Annotated in this window: 18 protein-coding genes and 1 tRNA gene; 11 read left to right on the top strand and 8 right to left on the bottom strand. The window is 71.2% G+C overall.

The window, feature by feature from the left end; genetic code table 11:
- Positions 1-88: 88 nt before the first annotated feature.
- The 3 genes from FB384_RS10430 to FB384_RS10440 all read left to right on the top strand — a co-directional run bounded on the left by FB384_RS10430 (position 89) and on the right by FB384_RS10440 (position 3817).
- Positions 89-577: a GbsR/MarR family transcriptional regulator gene (locus FB384_RS10430; RefSeq protein ID WP_258937206.1), complete on the top strand. Its 489-nt coding sequence runs from the start codon at positions 89-91 to the stop codon at positions 575-577.
- A gap of 574 nt (positions 578-1151) precedes the next feature.
- The gene (locus tag FB384_RS10435) at positions 1152-3110 is read left to right on the top strand and encodes an FUSC family protein (RefSeq protein WP_183782075.1); all 1959 of its coding nucleotides are present in this window, start codon (positions 1152-1154) and stop codon (positions 3108-3110) included.
- A 446-nt stretch (positions 3111-3556) separates the two neighbouring features.
- Entirely contained in the window at positions 3557-3817 is a 261-nt protein-coding gene (locus FB384_RS10440) for an antitoxin (RefSeq protein ID WP_183782078.1), read from the top strand.
- A 215-nt stretch (positions 3818-4032) separates the two neighbouring features.
- On the opposite strand, the gene FB384_RS10445 is transcribed toward FB384_RS10440, so the two are convergent.
- Positions 4033-5022 (bottom strand): prephenate dehydrogenase, encoded by a 990-nt coding sequence (locus FB384_RS10445; protein ID WP_183782081.1) that lies wholly within the window; start codon positions 5020-5022, stop codon positions 4033-4035.
- 113 nt (positions 5023-5135) lie between these two features.
- Positions 5136-6365, bottom strand: coding sequence for a M20 metallopeptidase family protein (locus tag FB384_RS10450; protein ID WP_183782084.1), 1230 nt, complete (start codon positions 6363-6365; stop codon positions 5136-5138).
- A gap of 119 nt (positions 6366-6484) precedes the next feature.
- Here FB384_RS10450 and FB384_RS10455 point away from each other — a divergent pair, with 119 nt between their 5' ends.
- From FB384_RS10455 to FB384_RS10475, 5 genes are all read left to right on the top strand, one after another.
- Positions 6485-6967, top strand: a complete 483-nt coding sequence (locus tag FB384_RS10455) for a tRNA adenosine deaminase-associated protein (protein ID WP_183782087.1) — start codon at positions 6485-6487, stop codon at positions 6965-6967.
- Positions 6964-7470: a nucleoside deaminase gene (locus FB384_RS10460; protein ID WP_183782090.1), complete on the top strand. Its 507-nt coding sequence runs from the start codon at positions 6964-6966 to the stop codon at positions 7468-7470. Before FB384_RS10455 ends, FB384_RS10460 begins: the two co-directional genes overlap by 4 nt.
- Positions 7471-7541: 71 nt before the next feature.
- Positions 7542-7626 (top strand) — tRNA-Ser (locus tag FB384_RS10465).
- Positions 7627-7857: 231 nt separating this feature from the next.
- A complete protein-coding gene (locus FB384_RS10470; protein WP_183782093.1) occupies positions 7858-8319 on the top strand; it encodes a limonene-1,2-epoxide hydrolase family protein in 462 nt (153 codons plus the stop codon).
- Between the two features lie 100 nt (positions 8320-8419).
- The gene (locus FB384_RS10475) at positions 8420-10324 is read left to right on the top strand and encodes an endonuclease/exonuclease/phosphatase family protein (RefSeq protein WP_323985186.1); all 1905 of its coding nucleotides are present in this window, start codon (positions 8420-8422) and stop codon (positions 10322-10324) included.
- 249 nt (positions 10325-10573) lie between these two features.
- Here FB384_RS10475 and FB384_RS10480 read toward each other — a convergent pair whose 3' ends face one another.
- The 5 genes from FB384_RS10480 to FB384_RS10500 all read right to left on the bottom strand — a co-directional run bounded on the left by FB384_RS10480 (position 10574) and on the right by FB384_RS10500 (position 15073).
- Entirely contained in the window at positions 10574-11185 is a 612-nt protein-coding gene (locus FB384_RS10480; RefSeq protein WP_183782098.1) for a dihydrofolate reductase family protein, read from the bottom strand.
- 148 nt (positions 11186-11333) lie between these two features.
- Positions 11334-11792 carry a hypothetical protein gene (locus FB384_RS10485; protein WP_407676076.1) on the bottom strand — a complete coding sequence of 153 codons (459 nt, stop codon included), beginning with the start codon at positions 11790-11792 and terminating at the stop codon, positions 11334-11336.
- Positions 11785-14517: an FtsK/SpoIIIE domain-containing protein gene (locus FB384_RS10490; RefSeq protein WP_183782101.1), complete on the bottom strand. Its 2733-nt coding sequence runs from the start codon at positions 14515-14517 to the stop codon at positions 11785-11787. The genes FB384_RS10485 and FB384_RS10490 overlap by 8 nt, the downstream gene beginning before the upstream one ends.
- 7 nt (positions 14518-14524) lie before the next feature.
- Entirely contained in the window at positions 14525-14788 is a 264-nt protein-coding gene (locus FB384_RS10495) for a hypothetical protein (RefSeq protein WP_183782104.1), read from the bottom strand.
- A gap of 24 nt (positions 14789-14812) precedes the next feature.
- The gene (locus tag FB384_RS10500; RefSeq protein ID WP_183782107.1) at positions 14813-15073 is read right to left on the bottom strand and encodes a hypothetical protein; all 261 of its coding nucleotides are present in this window, start codon (positions 15071-15073) and stop codon (positions 14813-14815) included.
- A gap of 233 nt (positions 15074-15306) precedes the next feature.
- On the opposite strand from FB384_RS10500, the gene FB384_RS10505 reads away from it, so the two are divergent.
- The 3 genes from FB384_RS10505 (at position 15307) to FB384_RS10515 (ending at position 17866) form a co-directional block, all read left to right on the top strand.
- Positions 15307-16494, top strand: a complete 1188-nt coding sequence (locus FB384_RS10505) for an FAD-dependent oxidoreductase (protein WP_221212691.1) — start codon at positions 15307-15309, stop codon at positions 16492-16494.
- Positions 16491-17051 (top strand): nuclear transport factor 2 family protein, encoded by a 561-nt coding sequence (locus tag FB384_RS10510; protein ID WP_183782110.1) that lies wholly within the window; start codon positions 16491-16493, stop codon positions 17049-17051. The genes FB384_RS10505 and FB384_RS10510 overlap by 4 nt, the downstream gene beginning before the upstream one ends.
- A gap of 245 nt (positions 17052-17296) precedes the next feature.
- Positions 17297-17866 (top strand): potassium channel family protein, encoded by a 570-nt coding sequence (locus FB384_RS10515; RefSeq protein ID WP_258937021.1) that lies wholly within the window; start codon positions 17297-17299, stop codon positions 17864-17866.
- A gap of 78 nt (positions 17867-17944) precedes the next feature.
- Here FB384_RS10515 and FB384_RS10520 read toward each other — a convergent pair whose 3' ends face one another.
- A complete protein-coding gene (locus tag FB384_RS10520) occupies positions 17945-18616 on the bottom strand; it encodes a TIGR03086 family metal-binding protein (RefSeq protein ID WP_221212692.1) in 672 nt (223 codons plus the stop codon).
- Between the last annotated feature and the right edge of the window lie 129 nt (positions 18617-18745).

Here is an 18745-nt window from a genome sequence, read left to right on the forward strand (position 1 = left end):
CGGACAGCAGGACGCCGATAACCGCGACGACGCCCGCGACGGCGAGGCCCGCACCGACGAGGCCCGCGACGAGAACGGCCGCAACGGGGTGAACACCCCCGGCGAGGCCGGCGCTCGAGACGAGGAGGCCGTCGCCAAGTACGTCGAGAGCCTGGGGCTGACGCTCAACAACATCGGCCTTCCGCGCATGCCCGCGCGCGTGTTCGCCGCCCTGACCACGTCGGACAGTGGGGAGATGACGGCGGCCGAGATCGCGGAGGCCCTGTCTGTCAGCCCCGCCGCCGTCTCGGGCGCCGTCAAGTACCTCGAACAGACCGGGCTCATCGCCAGGGAGCGGGCCCCGGGCGCGCGCCGCGACCACTACCGCGTGTTCGACGACTTCTGGTTCGCCTCGATGCTCAAGCGCGAGCGCATGCTCGAGATGTGGCGAGACGCGACGCGGGAGGGGGTGCAGGCCGTGGGGCCCGACACGCCGGCCGGGATTCGCCTGTCCAACATGGCCGACTTCCTCGATTACCTGGTCGTCGAGATCCCGAAGCTGTTCGCCCGCTGGGAGTCCTTGAACGCCGACCGGTGAGCGGCGGCCGGTGGGTTCGTGAAATCCGTTGGCCGCAGGACGGAACCGGCGGGCGGGTGCAGTAGGTCGGAGGCAGTGTTCCCCGCAAGCGGGTGCGGCTGGCCGACTGTCGGATGACACGCAGTGGGGGTGTCGGCCATCCGTCCGGGATGCGGGAATCGGTCCGGGCCACGCCACGGCGCAGGTCCGGACCACGGAGCTCGAGGCGGGTGCGGTTCGCAGGGAGGGCAGCCGTACCGCTTCGCGCGTGCCGGCCAGCGGCGATGATTCGCCGCCAGGGCGACCGAATCGACCCGGTGCGGATTCGTCCGAGGGGCGTGGGTTCGAGGAGGCGCCGTGGATTCGACGTCCCAGGTCTGTGAACTCGACACAGGGCCGTCGAAACGACCCGGCGCTGCCGAATCGACCCGGTGCCGCCGCAGTGACCGGGTCGCGATTCGACATGCTGCCGTCGACTCGGCGGGGTCACGAGTCGACGAGGGGCACCGTCCCTGGCGGCACACGATTGTCGTCGTGATCATCTCGCTCCGGTGGCCGCTACTCGGCGGTGGCGGTGCTGGGTCAAGATGGTGGCGTGAGCCCGCCCCGTGCCGACCTGCCCGCGCCGCGCTGGCTCGCGCACCTGTTGCGCACCAATCCGGCGCCGGTGCCGTGGAGCGGCGCGGCGCGCGCCGCCGTGACGTTCGCCGTGCCGATCGCCGTCGGCTACCTGCTCGGCGCGCCCGCGACGGGTGCACTGGTGTCGGCGGGCGTGCTGCCGGTCGTCACCGGCGACGTGGCGGGCCCGTACCGGTATCGCGCGAAGCGGCTCGGCGGCACGGTGCTCGCCGCGATCGCGGGCTTCGGGATCGGTCTCGTCTCCGGCGCCGACCCGTGGCTGTCGCACCCGACGGTCGTGGCCGTCGCGGCCGTGTCGGCGCTGATCAGTGCGGGCGGCAACAACGCCTCGTTCGCCGCGCTGCAGCTGTTCGTGTTCGTCACCCTCGGAACGGGCCAGGCCGAGGCCGGGGCCGATGTCGGCGTGGCGTTGCTGTGCATCGTGACCGGTGGGGTGTGGGGACTGCTCGTCGCGCTGTCCGGCTGGCCGGTGCGTGGGACGTCGCCGGAGCGCACGGCCGTCGCCCAGGTCTACATCGAGCTGGCTGCGATGCATTCGGCGCCCGACGACGCGACGTCGCTCACCGCCCGAGCCCAGCTCACGACCGCGATGAACACCGCCTACGACCGGTTGCTCACCGCACGGTCGTGGCTGTCGGGTCGGGACGCGACGTACCGCAGGTTGTTGAACCTGCTGTCGGCCACGACGCCGGCCGTCGAGGCCTCGGTCGCGATGGTCAACGCGGGGCAGCGCGCTCCTAAGGAGATCATCGCGCACTTCACCGACCTGGCCACGGCCGTGCTGGCGGACATGCCGCTGCCGGAGCCGCCAGACCCGGAGTCGGCGACCGGTGGCCGCGGCGAACCCGCCGATTCACCGGCGGCGGCGCTGTACCACGCGCTGACGAGGATCAGCACCGACCGGGACCGCCGCAGGCGTGCCCCCTCGCCCTGGCACACGAAGCTGGGCGAGTGGCTGGACTCGCTCACATCGGGTCCGCTCACGTGGGTGGCCACGGCCCGGTTGACGCTGTGCGTGGCGCTCGCCGAGCTGGCACGTCTGATCGTGCCGCTGGACAACTCGTACTGGATCACCCTCACCGTCGGGCTCGTGCTCAAACCGGACTTCGGGTCGGTGTTCGGCCGGGCGGTGCTGCGCGGCGTGGGCACGGTGGTCGGTGTGGGCATCGGCGCGGCGATCCTCGGCCTCGGCGCCGATTCCCACGGTGTCGTGCTGGTGCTGCTCGTCGCGATCATGGGCGCGGGCGTGGCCATCGGCAAGGTCCGCAACTACGGCATCCTCAGCGCGTTCGTGACGCCGCTGATCATCCTGCAGATGGACCTCACGATCGGCGGCGACTGGGGTGTCGTGATCGCCCGGCTCGCCGACACCGTGCTGGGCTGCGCCATCGTGCTGGTCTTCGGCTACCTGTTGTGGCCGGGCAGTTTGCGCCCGCGCGTGGGCGGGCGGCTCGCGGAGGTCGCCGACACCGTCGCCCGGTACGTAGCGGTCAGCCTCGGCCCGTCCGACGAGGACCGGGCAGAGCAGTCCCGCTGCAGGCGACGTGCCTATCGCGGACTGTCCGACCTGCGCACGGCGTTCCAGCAGCTGGTCGTGGAGCCCTCGCCCGCGGGCAGGCAGGCCGCGGCGTGGTGGCCCGCGATCGTGGCGCTGGAACAGGTCACCGACGCGGTCACGGCTGTCGTCGTGACGATCTCCCACGGCGCCGAACGGCCCGCGGAGGCGGACGTCCGGCTCGTGACGGCCGCGCTCGGCGAGCTGGCATCCGCCGTGCGGGAGTCACGTGACCCCGGCGACGTCGAGCTGCCCGCGTCCGAGCAGCTCTCGGGCGTGACCGATCAGCTGTCCGCCGCGTTCGCCGCCGTCCGCGGGCCGGATCCGATGCGGCCGCGGTTCCGGTTCCGGCGGCGGTGAGGTCGGGCCCGGCGGCGAGTTCGGACGGCCTGCGTTCGGACGGCCTGCGTTCGGATGGTGCTGCGCTTGGAGGGCCCTGCGCTCGGACGGCGCTTCGCTTGGATGGTGCTGCGTTCGGATGGCCCTGTGCTCGTGGATGCCCCGGGCCAGTGACGTTCTGCGCTCGGCACGTTCCGCCGATCCCCAGCGTCGTCGCGTACCCGCCACCTCGGGGTATCCGGCACTACGCCGTCCGGCTCCGCACCGCTCCGTCCGGGTGATTTATCCGGTTAGTCCGATTGCTACGGGTTTCGACGGTATTTCGGGGGAATCGTCGCGTATTCGAGGGCTGCGGCGGGCCGGAAGCACGGAGTCCGCGGTTTTCGTCCGTGACACGCTCGGGTCTTTTCGGGCGACACCCCCGCCAGCGTTTGCGCTCGGGCCGTCGATGCTGGTGGATTGGGTACATGGGCATCAACTTCGATGACATCAAGAAGAAGGCTCAGGACGCCCTGAGCAAGAACAGCGACAAGGTCGAGCAGGGCTTGGACAAGGCGAGCGGCTTTGCCAAGTCGAAGTTCGGCGACAAGGCCGACAAGATCGACAACGCGACGCAGAAGGCGAAGGACGCGCTGCACAAGCAGTCAGGCGGCGAGGGCGACCAGGGCGGTGGCCAGGGTGGCCAGCAGCCGGGTCCGTCGGGTCCGACCGGACCGACCGGGCAGTGAGCGGGTGTCCGATCCGGCGAGGTCGGATCGGACACCACCGGCGTGCGAACGCCGTCTTGAGAATGCCGATCTGACACGGCCGGCCGGACAACGCCGGCCTAACAGTGCTAGCCTAAGAGTGACGGCCTGACAGTGCTGGCCTGACACCGCCGGTCAGGCGGGCAGTGCCGGCCGTCGGACCAGCAGTGCCGATTGCTCGGCGAGGTCGGCCGCGTTCAGGCGACCTCGCCGGTGAGGACGTCGCCGTCGATCGCGGTGAACCAGCCCCCGCGCTCCCCCAGCGACAACAGCCCTTCGAGGGCGTCTGGGGCTCGCAGGTCCAGCGTGACCGGCGTGCGCGGTGCCTCCTGCTGTCGCATGAGGGTTGTGGCGGCCTCGTTCCCCGCGTCGATCGTGGCGGCGAGGCCGCCGGTCGAAGCCAGTGATCCACGCGCGGCACCGAGCAGGCCGAGTGCCTCGTCGAGCACGGGAAGCAGTGCGCCGCGGTTGCCCTCGGTCATGGCGCGCACCAGCTCGGGGCGGGTGCCCGCGACGCGCGTGCCGTCCCGCAGCGACCCCGCTGCGAGGGCCGCGGCGAGCGGGCCGCCGCCCGCCGCGACGTTCGCCAGCACCGCGGCGAGCAGATGCGGCAGATGTGATGTCCTGGCGACCGTGCCGTCGTGCGCGAGCGCGGGCAGTGCGAGGACCCGCGCGCCCGCGTCGAACGCCAGCGCGGCGGTCTCCCGCCACGCCGTGAGGTCCGTGCCGGGTTCGTCGTCGGCGGCGGGCTCCTCTGCGCACACGACCCAGGTCGCACCGTCGAACAGCGACGCCGTCGCGGCCTTCCAGCCGGACTCGGCGGTTCCCGCCATCGGGTGACCGCCTGCGTAGCGTGCGTGCGGGGCGAGGCGGGCGACGGCGTCACGGACCGGGGCCTTCACGCTCGTGACGTCGGTGAGCAGGCAGTGCGGCGCGTGTTCGCCGACCGTGCGGAGGACCTCGTCGACCGCTGTGAGCGGAACGGCGAGCACGACCAGTGCGTCGGCCTCGGCCGCGCGGTCCAGGGCGTGGCCGAGTTCGGTGGTGGCGTCGTAGCCGTCGGCGCCCGCGGCCTCGACGTCCGCCTGCGAGTCGGAGACTCCCCAGCAGCTGCGTCCGGCGGCAGCGGCCGCACGCAGCACCGATCCGCCGATGAGCCCCAGTCCGATCACACACACGTCACGCACGGTGCAGATCCTGGCACACGTCCGTGGCTCCGCGCCCGCCCCTCACTGAACGTTGAGTGCCCCAAAGGCACCTTGGCCGAATTCAGCGCAGTCACTCACCGCAGCGCAGTCACTCACCGCAGCGTCGATAGGGCGTAGGCGGCGTGCATCGCGACGCCGTGGGCCATGGCGTCCTCGTGGTGGCGGACGCGGTTCGAGTGGTTGGCCGGCGCTTCCGCGGGGTCGACGTCCGGTGGGCAGCCGCCCAGCAGGGCGAACGCGCCGGGGACGCGCTGCAGGACGTACGAGAAGTCCTCGCCGCCCATGATCGGCTCCGGCAGCGGGGCCGCGTTGTCCGGTCCGAGGACGGTCGACGCGAGGTCCAGCACGCGCGCGGCCTCGTGGGGGTCGTTGGCGGTGACCGGATACCCCGGTGTGAGGTCCACGTGCACGCGGCAGCCGTACGCCGCGGCGATGCCCTCGCACACCTTCTCCACCTCGGCGCGCATCGTGGCCCGCGCGCTGTCGGACAGGGTGCGCATCGTGCCCTCGACGAACGCGGTCTCCGGGATGATGTTCGTGGTCGTGCCCGCCTCGAGGTGCGTCACCGACAACACGGCCGGTTCCGTCGCCGCGAACCGGCGGCTCGACATCGTGTGCAGCGCGCCGACCATCGCCGCGGCCGCGGGGATCGGATCCACGGCCGCCTCCGGCACCGAACCGTGCCCGCCCTTGCCGAGGACGCGTACGTGGAAGTCGTCGACGGCTGCCATCAGCGGACCGGGGCGCGTGTGCACCCGGCCGCTCGGCAGCGTCGGGTAGATGTGCACGCCGAACGCCCGCTCGACCCGTTCACCGGCCGCGTCCAGCACACCTTCGTGGATCATGTGCCGCGCGCCGTGCTGGCCTTCCTCTCCGGGCTGGAACATGAACACGACAGAGCCCGCGATCTCGTCGACGTGCCGGGCCAGCAGCCGCGCCGCGGAGACGAGCATCGCGACGTGCGTGTCGTGCCCGCAGGCGTGCATGACGCCGTCGATCTCCGACGGGAAGTCGAGGCCGGACTCCTCCTGCAGGGGCAGTGCGTCCATGTCGCCGCGCAGCAGCACCGCGGGACCGGGTTTCGCGCCGCGCAGCACGGCGGTGACCGACGTCGACGTCTTCCCGGTGCTGACCTCGAGTGGGAGCCCGTCGAGCGCGTCGAGGATCTGCTGCTGCGTGTTCGGCAGTTGGAGGCCGATCTCGGGCTGGGCGTGCAGCCGCCTGCGGAGGGCGACGGTGTCCGGTTGCAGCTCCCGCGCCTCGTCGAGTAGTCGCGGGAGCACCAGGTCGGGGAGGGTGGGGAGCTGTTCGGGTCCGGTCATGCGGTCGATCCTGGCACGAGCCTCACGCGGGCCGCGGTCACCGGTTCGGATCGGCCGTGAAGACAGGCGGGAGGCTTTCGAGCCGTCACCGAAGGTCACGCGGGTATACGGTAGGGCCCATGCCGGTGGAGGAGCCGATCACGGGATTCGCGGTGGCCGTCGTGCGCGAGGACGGCCGGTGGCAGTGCAGTGCGCTGGACCAGGCCGCACTCGCCGAACTCGACGCTGCCATCACCGAACTGCGCAAACTGCGTTCTACGGGCGCGGTGTTCGGACTGCTGGCGGTGGACGACGAGTTCTTCGTGATCGTCCGCCCCACGCCGAGCGGTGCTCAGCTGATGGTGTCGGACGCGGCCGCGGCGCTGGACTACGACATCGCGGCCGACGTGCTGGACCTGCTGCGCGCCGAGCCGCCCGACGAGGACGACGACACGATCTGGCCCGAAGGTGACCTCGAGGTGCTGGCCGACCTGGGCATGCCGGCGCCCGAGCTCGAGGTGATCGCGGGCGAGACGGAGCTGTACCCGGACGAGCAGCTGGGCATGATCGCGCAGCGCTGCGGGTTCGGCGACGAGTTCAACAAGGCGCTCGACGAGCTGTGAACCCGTCGCACGCCGACGAATCCGCGGTGCGTGAGGCGCTGCGCTTCGCACGGCAGGGCTTCGGGGTCGATGACGGTGCCGGTGCCGCGCCACCGGAGGCCGACGTGCCGATCGGCGCGGCAGTGTTCGACGCCGGCGGCCGACTGCTCGCGGGCGCCCGCAACGCGCGTGAGGCGTTGGGCGACCCGACGGCACACGCCGAGGTGCTGGCGCTGCGCGCGGCGGCCGCCGAACACGGTGACGGCTGGCGGCTCACGGGCTGCACCCTCGCCGTGACCGTCGAGCCGTGCACGATGTGCGCGGGTGCGCTCGTGCTCGCGCGCGTCGACCGGGTGGTGTTCGGCGCGTGGGAACCGCGTACGGGCGCGGCCGGATCACTGTGGGACGTCGTGCGCGACCGGAGGTTGAACCACCGGCCCGAGGTGATCGGCGGGGTGCTCGAAACCGAGTGCTCGGCGCTGCTCGACGAGTTCTTCGCAGCGCATCGCGGTGACGCCGGCTGAGCGTCGCCGGGGCGTGGCGGGAGGCCCACCCCCGTGTCATCGGCGGTCGGCCGTGTCGTAACCTATTTAGCGGTAGCGTGTCCGAGCGGCCGAAGGAGCGCGACTCGAAATCGCGTGAGGTGAGAGCCTCCGTGGGTTCGAATCCCACCGCTACCGCGCTTGGTCTCTCAGGAGAGTCATCTCCTAGGGGAGCTGGAAACGGGGCAGGTACTCATCGCGAGTGCCTGCCCCGTTTCGTGTTCGGGCCGGTGCCGGTGAGCGGCCCCGGCCTCCTCGGTTGAACGGCGTTTCCACGAGTCACGTGGGTGACGGTGACGAGCACCGGCTTCCCATGCTTACTACTGCGGAGTAACATTCGGACCTCGTACGCGAGCCGAGGAGACGTCGATGTCCGACCAGCCCGCCGCCGAGGCCCGGCCCACCGATCCCGTCGCGGTCGTCCGCGCGTTCCTGTCGGCGCTGGAGCGGCTCGACATCGACGCCGCACTCGGCTACGCGGCGGGTGACATCGTGTACCAGAACGTGCCGCTGCCTCCCGCGCGTGGCAAGGCGGCGTTCGAGAAGCAGATGCGCTTCCTGGCTCGGTACGGCAGTGGGTTCGAGGCGCGCGTGCACCGCATCGCCGCCGACGGGCCGGTCGTGCTCACCGAACGCACCGACGTGCTCGCCGCCAGGCCGTGGCGGGCCGAGTTCTGGGTGTGCGGCACGTTCGAGGTCTCCGGCGGCCGGATCGTGCTGTGGCGGGACTATTTCGACTGGACGACCGTCCTCGCGGCGAGCGCACGTGGCGGGGTCGAGGCGCTGGCACACGTGGTCCGGTCCACGGTGGGACGCTCGGCGCGCCGCTGATCACCTCGGGCGTTCGCGCGGATGAACAACCGACGAACGGACCCCTCCGCATTGGGCATTTTCCTTTCGGCGATAACCCGAATGGGTAAAGATGCGTGCCGTGACCGTACATTCCAGACGCGCGACGCGGGTCGTCTCGGCACTCTCCGCGACAGCGGTGGCCGGTTCGCTCGCGCTCGCCACCCCAGCGAACGCAGAGCCCCAGTCGACCCCGGAGGCCACCGCCGACTCCCGAATCCACGACGTGCAGGGCACCGGCCGGATCTCCCCGATGGACGGCGAGACCGTGACCGTGCCGGGCGTCGTGACCGCGAAACGGCAGTTCGGCAGCGCCCGCGGCTTCTGGGTGCAGGACCCGCAGCCGGACGACGATCCGCGTACCAGCGAGGCGCTGTTCGTCTACAACGGTGACGAGACGCCGGACGTGGCAGTCGGCGACGAGGTGTCCGTCACCGGCGAGGTCGGTGAGTACCGGCCGCAGGGGCAGGACTCGGCGTACCAGTCGTCGACCCAGCTGACCGGTGCGGAGTGGACGGTCGCGTCGTCGGGCAACGAACTGCCCGAGGCCGCCCGGCTGACCCCGGACGCCGTGCCGGAGACGCTCGCGCCCGAGGAGGGCGACCTCGACGAGCTCGAACTCCGGCCCGACAAGTACGCGCTGGACTTCTGGGAAGCCCATGAGGGTGAGCGCGTGTCCGTCGCCGACGTGCCGCTGATCAGCCGCAGCACGGACTACGACGAGCTGTACGTGACCACGAAGCCCGAGCAGAACCGCACCCCGCGGGGCGGCGTCGTCTACGGCGGCTACGACGACGGCAACACGGGACGGCTGAAGATCGAGTCGCTGATCCCGTTCTCCGAGCGCCCGTTCCCGACGGCGAACGTCGGCGACACGCTCACCGGCACCACCACCGGTCCGCTCGAGTACGACCAGTACGGCGGCTACACGATGCAGGCCACCGAGCTGGGCGAGGTCGAGAGCGGTGGCATCGAACGCGAGACGACGCGCGAGCAGCGTCCCAGCGAGCTGTCGGTCGCGACGTACAACGTCGAGAACCTGTCCGCCGTCGACGAGCAGGCCAAGTTCGACGACCTCGCCGAGGGGATCGTGAAGCACCTGCGGTCGCCCGACGTCGTGACGCTCGAGGAGATCCAGGACAACAACGGTGCCGACGGCAACGGCGACGGGGTCGTCGCGGCCGACGAGACACTCGACAGGTTCGCCGAGGCGATCGAGGCCGCGGGCGGTCCGAAGTACGAATACCGGCAGATCGACCCGCAGGAGCTCACCGACGGTGGCCAGCCGGGCGGCAACATCCGCGTGGGATTCCTCTTCGATCCGGATCGGGTGTCGTTCGTGGACCGTGAGGGCGGCGACGCGACGACGGCCGTCGAGGTGGAGAAGACGCGGCGGGGCGCGGCGAAGCTGTCGGTGTCGCCGGGCAGGATCGACCCGCAACACGAGGCGTGGGACGACAGCCGCAAACCGCTCGCGGGCGAGTTCACGTTCCGTGGGCGGACGGTGTTCGTGGTGGCGAACCACTTCGCGTCGAAGGGCGGCGACGAGCCGACCCACGGCCGGCACCAGCCGCCGACGCGCTCGTCCGAGAAGCAGCGCCACCAGCAGGCCGAGGTGGTGCGGGGCTTCGTCGACGAGCTGCAGCAGGTGCAGCCGAACGCCAACGTCGTCGTCGCCGGGGACCTGAACGACTTCCAGTTCTCCGACACGCTGGGCACTCTCACCGAGGGCGGCGCGTTGACGTCGCTGATCGACACCCTGCCCGCCGGCGAGCAGTACAGCTACGTCTACGAGGGCAACTCGCAGGTCCTCGACCACATCCTCGTGTCCGACTCGCTGCGCCGCGTCGACTACGACGTGGTGCGCATCAACGCCGAGTTCGCCGAGCAGGCCAGCGATCACGACCCGCAGATCGTCCGCTTCCGGCCGTCCGCGGGCCACTTCCTCGACTACTGGGACTGGTTCTGGTCACGCTTCGGCAGGTGATGCCGCGGTAGGCGGGCCTACCGTGTTGCGCTTTCCGGAGGCCGTGTCGTCGTTTCCGGGCGCGTGTTGTGGATTCCAGGGGTCGTGTTGCGGGTTCCGGGGCCCGTGTTGCTCCCGCCCTCGCCCGGCCACGTCCCCACGCCGGCGCTCTTCCTCGCGGCTGTGTTCTGGGAACTTGCTGGTCAGCGGGCGTGGCTCGATCAGCCGGACACGGGAGGTACCACCGGAGGTCGAGCGTGCGTCGAGCCCTTACGCCCGGTTCCGGTCCGGGCGCGCTGAGTCGATCCGGTAGCGGGTGTGGAGCATGTCGGGGCTGTCGAGGGTGCGGATCAGCTGGAGCTCGACGTGTTCGGCGGGCATGCCGTCGAAGAGTCGGCGGCCCTCTCCGAGCAACACGGGCATGATCTGCAGCGACATCTCGTCGAGCTCCCCGGCGTCGAGCAACGCGCGCGCCGCCGACGCGCCGTGCAGCAGGACGTCCCGCTCGCCAGCGGCCTGCCTGGCCTGCGCCGCTGCTTCGTGGACGTCGGTGACGTAGCGGGCGTGCCCGGGTGCGGGTTGTTCGGGCACGGAGCGGGTGAGCACGAAGATCGGGACACCGTCGTGGTGGTCACCGTTCCAGTGGTCCGCGTGGTCGAAGGTGCGCCTGCCGGTCAGCACCGCGCCGGTGTCCTTCACCTCGGCCAGGATCCGGCTGCCGACCTCGTCGGTGGAGCGAGCGGTGCTCGGATCTCCGTCGTCGAGGGAGAGGGTTCGGTGGAGCCGCTCGCCGCCGACGCCGAGGCCCCGGCCGGGACCGTCCTCCGGGCCTGCGATGAAGCCGTCGAGGGACATCCACATGTAGAGCACGATCCTGCCCATCGACGTCCCTTCTCTCGGTGCACCTGTCGTCTTCCCCGCGAAGGGCGCGGCCATGCGTCCGTGACGAGTGTGGCGCAATCGCGCACGGTTCGACAGGGAACGGCCGCGCGCCGAGACCGGTCGGCCGAGGTCGCACCGGCTCGCGGCTTCAGCGTGCGCGCCAGCTCAGTTTCAGCACCGACTGGGTGAGTTCGTGATAGGCGGGGCGGATGTCGTCGGCGTAGCGCGAGGCCTGTTCGCCCCGCGCGGTCGGCACCGGCTCGGGATCGGCGCCCACGTCGAGCCACGACAGCCGCGCCACGTTGTCCCGCGCCATCGACCACCACCGGCGCGCGCGGTCCGCCATCGCCTCCTCCGCCTCGCCCGCCGCGGTGACGTTCTCCTCGGCCGCCTGGATCTCGGCGTACAGCTGCCGCTCCCGCGCCTGCTCCCACGCGCGCAGCTCCTCGGCAGCGCTGCGTGCCAGTCCGATGATCTCCTTGTACCGCGCCGCCGCCGACGTCCCACCGCCGTCGGCGCCCACCGCACCGGCTTGCATAGCGCCGGGTTGCATAGCGCCGGGTTGTATCGCGTTGTCCGGCTCGGGATGCCACTGCGGGTCAGTCATCGGTGTCCTCCTCGCGCCGGAACGGGACGACGATCTCCGGGGCCGACAGTGTCGTCCGGTCGAAGAACAGGGCTCGGTCGGGCCGGGGCGACCAGTGCACGACCTGTCCTGCCGCCAGGGTCGACAGCTCGTTGCCCTGTACGTCCAACGCGGCCCACGCGCCGATGTCGTCGGTGCCGCCGAAGCCGAGCGTGTCCTTGAGCCGCGCCACGCTGCGCCACCAGCCGAGCACGTGCACCCCGCGCGCAGGGCCGTGCTTGAGCAGCGCCCGCAGGTGGTCGAGGCCGCTGGACTTGCCGGGTTCCTTCGCCTCCAACGTGGGAAGTGCCGCGTCGACGCCGTAGGCCACGACGATCCGCCGCGCCGCCGACTGCTGCTCGGCCCACGCCGACACGAGGTCGGTGAGCGTGTCGGTGGTGACGACCTCGGCCTTGTGCCCGTCGACCGACAGCTCCTCGGCCAGTGCCGTCACCGCTGGGGTGCACTGCTCGACCAGGCATGCCAGCGCGAACTCCACGTCGCCCGGCGCGCACTGCCGCGCCACGGAACGCACCGCGGAATCCAGAATGGAGACCGCGTCGCGTTGGCCGGTGCCGAGTACGGCCAGGTTGCGTCCCGGCGCGGCCGACAGCTCGACGGCGTGCGCCGTATCGGCGACGTCGATCGACTGTCCTACGATCGCCTGTGGACGGTCCGAACGCGACAGTGCCGTGTAGGCCGACGACTCGGTCAGCACGGGTGCGTGGGCGCCGTCGAACAGTCGCGGCACGCTAGTCGAGCCGTAGCGTTGCCACAGCTCGCGTTGCAGCGCCGGGAACACGCCACCCGAGCTCGCGTCGGGGACGTGGGCCAGGCTGTTGCCGTGCCCGATGCCGGATTCGTGGTTGACCACCGCGTGCCAGCGCGGCGCGGCCACCGCCGCCTGATTGGCCTCCGCGAGTACCCGCCTGGCCTTCGGCATCGCGATCCGCAGCGTGCACTGCTCGAACACGGCGGGCTTGCCCCAGAACGCCTCGATGCCCGCGATGTCCTGGCTGGCCAGGATCAGGTGGATGCCCTGCGAGCGGCCGCGGCGAGCGACGTCCTCGAGCAGCGACGTCGCCAGCGCCGTCACCGAATCGCGTTCACCGAACAGGTACTGGAACTCGTCGACGACGGCCACGATGCGCGGCCAGTGCCCGCCCGGATCCTGCTGCCGCAGTTCGGACAGGGTCGTGACCTCGTGCTGCTTGGCCGCGGCCGAACGGCGGCGCAGCTCGTCGGTGAGGAACCGCAGCAACGCCAGGCCGAACTCGCGGTCGGTGTTGACGTTCACCCCGACCAGCCGCGCGTGCGGCAGCCAGCTCTCCTCCTTGCGGCCCGGCGCCAGCCCCGCGAAGGACACGCCCTCCTTGAAGTCCAGCAGGTACAACGACAGCTCATCCGGCGAGTACCGCGCGCACAGCGAACCCAGCAGCGCGTACAGGAAGTTCGTCTTGCCGGAACCGCTCGGGCCGCCGATCAGCGCGTGCGGCGTCGCGTCGCCGATGACGACGTCGACCGGTTCGCCCTCGTGGAAGCCCACCGGGGCGCGGAGCTCGACCGCCGACGACTCGGTGCCGAACTCGGTGGGCAGCAGGTCCTCGAACGTGCGCGGACCGCCCTGCTTGGCGACGAGCGCCTCGGCGAGCCTGCTTGCGGCGGCCGTCACCTGGCTAGCGGGCAGCGGCGGGTCGAGCCGGACGGCGAGGTCGGCGCCCGTCATGCTCGTCACCGCGGTGCGATCGGCCGTCACATGGACGTTCTCCACGGCGCCGTCGAGCATCGTCGGCACGTCCACGAGGATCAGCGCCATGCCGGCTTCGAGCGCCCCGCTGGCGACGCGCTTGATGTCGCGGATCTGCTCCGGCTGCAGGTCCTCGCCGTTGCCGTAGAGCACGCCGATCCGCCACGGTTCGAGGCGTTTGCCCGTCGCGGCCCGCATGGCCCGCAGCGACACGTGTCCCGCCTGCATCGCGACGCCGTGGATGCGGCGGATGTGCCCGGCGAAGTCGTCGAGCAGGTCGGCCAGGCGTGTCGGGTCGTGGACCGTGACGGCGCTCGTGCGGGTGAGCGCGTAGAAGTTCGGCAGCACGCCGGTGAGCTGGCCGATGTCCCACAGGTGGATCTTGACGGCGCCCGGTTCGAACGTCGACAGCACGCGCATCAGCAGCGATTCGACGAGCGCGTCGACGGTGGGCCGGGTGTTCGGCGCCGATGTGATCGACAGGTGGGAGGCGTCGAGCAGTGGCACCGCGACGTCGAACGTCTGCCTGCCGCCGATGTCCACTGTGGAATCGCCGATCCGCCACAGCTCCGGGGAGGACAGGCCGGGATCGGTGCCGACGCGGCCCAACCATTCGCCGGGCGGCGCTCCCGCGGGCCCTGGCGCGGCGCCGGCGACGAGCTCTCGTAACCGGCGGGGGCCGTCGGCCCATTCGGCGTAGAACCGGTCGCGGACCGTCGCGAGCCGCTCCACGACACCTGCCATCGCCGGCGTCGTCATGCGCGCGGCGAGTTCCGGATCGGCGGCGGCACGCTCCAGCCCGGTGCGCACGACCTCCTGTTCGAGCCTGCGCTGGGCGAGGTCGTGCTCCGCGGCCGCCCGCGCGTTGCGGGCGGCCCCGAGCGCGAGGCCGATCTGGTGGCGGAGCTGGTCGAGAGCGGTGACGACCCGAGCGCGCTGCTCGCCCTTCTTCCTGCCCATTCGCCTGCTACAACCTTGCTTCGTACTGGTTCAGGGCCGACTCGACGTTGCCGAGCTGGGCGATGTGCTCGTCCAGCTGGTCGAACGCGCGTGCCAGCGGCGGCGGTAGCCACGGCTGGCCCGAGGTGTCCGCGCCGGTACCGCTCTGGACGCTGAGCAGTGCATGCCGATACTCCTCGAGCAGTTCCCTGGCGTGGGCGGCCTGCGCGGCGGTGTCGGTGACGCCGGACCGGACGACGCCCAGCGAGGCGCGGAGCTCGTGTAGTGACATCGCGTGCTGCGGGTACGGCGCCGCTCAGAGGCGGGCCGCGTAGCCCTCGGTCGAGGAGATGCACGCCTGGATGGTGCTCTGCGTGCCCGTGATGCCCTGAATCGCCTCGGCCATGAGTCCGTGTGCCTGGCTGACGTCCTCCTGTGCGCTGCCCTCGGTCGCCATCGCGAGGGTCTGCTGCGCTTCCTCGAGGGTCTGCGCGGCCTGTTGAAGTGCGGCGATGCTGGCGGAAGCCTTCTCGTTCGCGGCGGCGATCCCCGCGCGGATCTCTTCCACTCCGGCCATGGGGCGGGCTCCTAGGACATGTTCGGTGCGTGTCGCTCACCAACTTAGCGTGACCACGGCTCGGCAGGGGTGTGGAGGTCGGTCGAATCCGATGACACTGCGTGTTCATCCTCGATTGCGAGTCTCCTTCGGGTGGCAGAGCTGGGGCGGGGTGCCGTGCCGGGGTGCGGTCGACTCATTGACGTTGTGATGAAATCGCTTAGCATGGTTATCCTCGATTGAGGGGAGAGCTCATGGCCGAGTTCGACGTCGTGGTGCTGGGTACCGGGGCAGCGGGGCTGACCGCGGCGCTGTCGGCGGCCGATACGGGAGCGAGTGTCGGCCTGTTCGAGAAGTCGTCCCTGATCGGTGGCACGACCTGTCTGTCGAGCGGTGTCGCGTGGCTGCCGGACAATCGGTACGCGCGGGAGGCCGGCGTCGAGGATTCGCGAGCCGAGGGTGTGCGGTACCTCGAGTCCCTCTCGCGCGGCATGATCGGTGAGCGGCGTGCGGTTCGCCGACGGCTCCACGGCCACGGCCCGCCACGGCGTCGTGATCGCGACCGGCGGGTTCGAATGGGACGCCGACCTGGTGCGCGATTTTCTCCGCGTCCGATGTCCTATCCCGCGACGGTGCCGACCAACACCGGCGACGGCCTGCGCATGGCGATGAAGGCCGGCGCGCGCCTCGGCAACATGCGCGAGGCGTGGTGGGTGCCGGTGTGCGTGCTGCCCGGCCAGGAGAACCACGGCGAGCAGGCGGTGCACCTCGTGCTGCGGGAGCGCACGCTGCCGCGGTCGATCATGGTGAACCGCGCGGGCGAGCGGTTCACCAACGAGGCGGCCAACTACAACGCACTCGGCGGCGCGTTCCACCAGCTCGACCCGTCCGACTTCGACTACCTGGGCGACCCGTGCTGGCTGATCTTCGACGCCCGGCACGTCGAGGAGTACGGCGGCTTCACGCTCCCGCCGGGGCAGGCGCCGGACTGGGCGCTCCGCGCCGACACGATCGGCGAACTGGCGCGGAAGATCGACGTCGAACCGGCCACTTTGGGGCGAACCGTCGACCGGTTCAACGGCATGGCCGCCGACGGTGTCGACGCCGACTTCGCCCGCGGCGTGAGCGCCTACGACGGATTCGTCGGCGACAAGCGGTACTACCCGGCAGCGGCCTCCACCCTCGGACCGCTCGACGAGGGGCCTTACTACGCCGTGCGACTCCACATCAGCACCCTCGGTACCAAGGGCGGTCCACAGACCGATGTGGACGGCTCTGTGTTCACTGTGGATGGAGACCCGATACCGGGGCTCTTCGCCGCGGGAAACGCCATGGCCGGGCCCACCGGAATGGTGTACGGCGGGGCGGGCGGCACGCTCGGTCCCGCGCTCGTGTTCGGATACCGCGCCGGGCGCGCGGCGGCTTCGGGAGGCAAGCGATGACGGAAGCACTCGAGCGGCGCATCCAGCGGATCGAGGACAGGACGGCGATCCAGGACCTCGCCGTGCTCTACGGCTACATCATGGACGAGCGCGACGAGGACGGCATCCGCCGGATCTTCTGCGAGGACGGCACGCTGCGGTCGGCGGACGGGGTGTTCGCGGCCGTCGGTATCGACGACATCGTGACCACCTATCTCGGCCGGTTCAAGGCTCTCGGCCCGACGAACCACTTCACGCACGGCCACGTCGTGCGCTTCGACGACACCGACCCCGACATCGCCCACGGTCAGCTCGCTTCGCACGCCGAGGTCGTCCGAGACGGCAAGGCCATGGTGGTCGCACTGCGGTACCAGGACGTGTACCGCCGCACCCCGACCGGCTGGCGGTTCGCCGACCGGCTGATGTCGTACATGTACTACACCGAGGTCACCGAGTACGCGGACGTCCTCGGCAAGGAACTGCGCGTACGCGCCTACGGCGACGAGCGCCCCGGCGACTGGCCGGAACTGCTCACCAAGGGGCACCCGCCGGCCTGGCTGAAGGACTACCTCCCCTGACCTTCTCCCGCGTGTCCTGCGCTCAGCCACGCGTGTCCTGCGTCCGGTGCCGGTACGGGTGTTGCGGATTCCGGGGACCGTGTTGAGTTCTCGGGGGATGTGTTGCGTCCGGCCGTCGTCGTCGACCGAGTGCGCGGCCGTGTCGAGGCGTCTCTCCACGGCCGGTGACCACGTGTCGCCTGCGGCGGCCGGGGTACCCATACCCGTGGCGTGCAGGTGAGGGTGCGGAGTCCGGAGGTCCGGCCGTGGGACGACGGCGATTCGAGGAGCTGCCCACCGGGGTGCGAAGACGGATCGTCGCCGGTGTGCTGCTGCGGACAATGCTCAGCGCAGGGCTCGTGATCACCGTCTACTACCTCCTGCCGTTGGACCGTCCGTTCGAAACCGGCCCGTGGCTGCGGTTCGGCATCGCCCTGGTGGCTTTCGGCGTGGCGGTGACCTGGCAGCTCCGCGTCATCGCGGTCTCCGACATTCCGCGGCTGAAGGCCACGCAGCTGGTCGCCGTCGGCCTTCCGTTGTTGCTCGTGCTCTTCGCCTCCGCCTACGCCGGGCTGGCGCGGACTCAGCCGGGCAGCTTCACCGAGGACCTCGGCCATACCGACGCGCTGTACTTCGCGATCACGGTGTTCGCCACGGTCGGATTCGGAGACATCGCACCGAGCACCGAGGCTGCCCGGATACTCACGATGATCCAGATGGCGGTGGGGATCGTCGTCGTGGGCGTCGCCGCGCGGGCCGTCGTCGGGGCGGTACGGGCCGCGCAGCGCCGCGTGGACGAGGAGTCACCGGCCGAGCGTGCCGACCGCACGCGGTGAGCGGGGCAGTGGGTGTGTCATCGACTTCGGACACCGTCGGCGGGGCCACTCCACCCGCCACACCGAGTTGCGGCCGGGTCAGCCCGTCCCGTGCCGCGTCGTGGCCCGAACCGCGATCGTGCGGCCGAGGAGCGTGGCGAGGCGTTCGATCGGCGCGGCCTCCTCCGGTGGGGCCGCGGGCTCGTCGTACATCACCCCGCGCAGCCGTTCGGGCACGAGCGGGGCGCCGAGGCGGAGACAGCGTTCCGCGATGGGATCGGCGAATGCCGTCGGCCTGCCGGTCGCGACGGCCAGGTCCCAGCCGTGCGTCACGGTCTCGACGGTGAACCCGCCCGCGGCCGCGGAGGCGGTGCACGGTCCCCACGGTGCGCGCACCTCGTCGTCCGGGCCCAGCACGGCCCACGCGTCGGCGATCTCGTCCGACAGCCGCGCGTACGTCGTCGCGAGCTCGGCGTCGGGGACGTCGGTGACCGCGAACGGAACGTGCCGCGTGGACGTGCCGAGTGCGGTGCCGAGGCCGCGATGCGCCGTGCCGATGAGGTGCGCCATCAATGTGCGGACGTCGAGTTCGGCGCAGGGCGCCGGACCGGCGAGCTGCTCGACGTCGGTGCCGGACATCAGGGAGACGATCCACGCTCTGGCGTCGGCGTAGTCCTGCAGGCGCTGCCGCAGATCGGGCGGGTCGGGATGCAGCTCTCGGGCGGCTGAGCGCAGGACACGCGGGGTGGCGTCGGTCGGGTGGTGGTCCACGGCGGCTCCTCCGAGGCGACGATCATGTTCCGGGCTCCTGGATCCACAACCCGGGCCCCTGGATGCGCAACCCGGGCCCCGGCGGCCGTGGTCGCTCACGGCTGCCGGCACGGAACGCGGTTTGTGACC

The sequence above is a fragment of the Prauserella sediminis genome (genome assembly GCF_014195435.1).
GTDB lineage: Bacteria > Actinomycetota > Actinomycetes > Mycobacteriales > Pseudonocardiaceae > Prauserella > Prauserella salsuginis.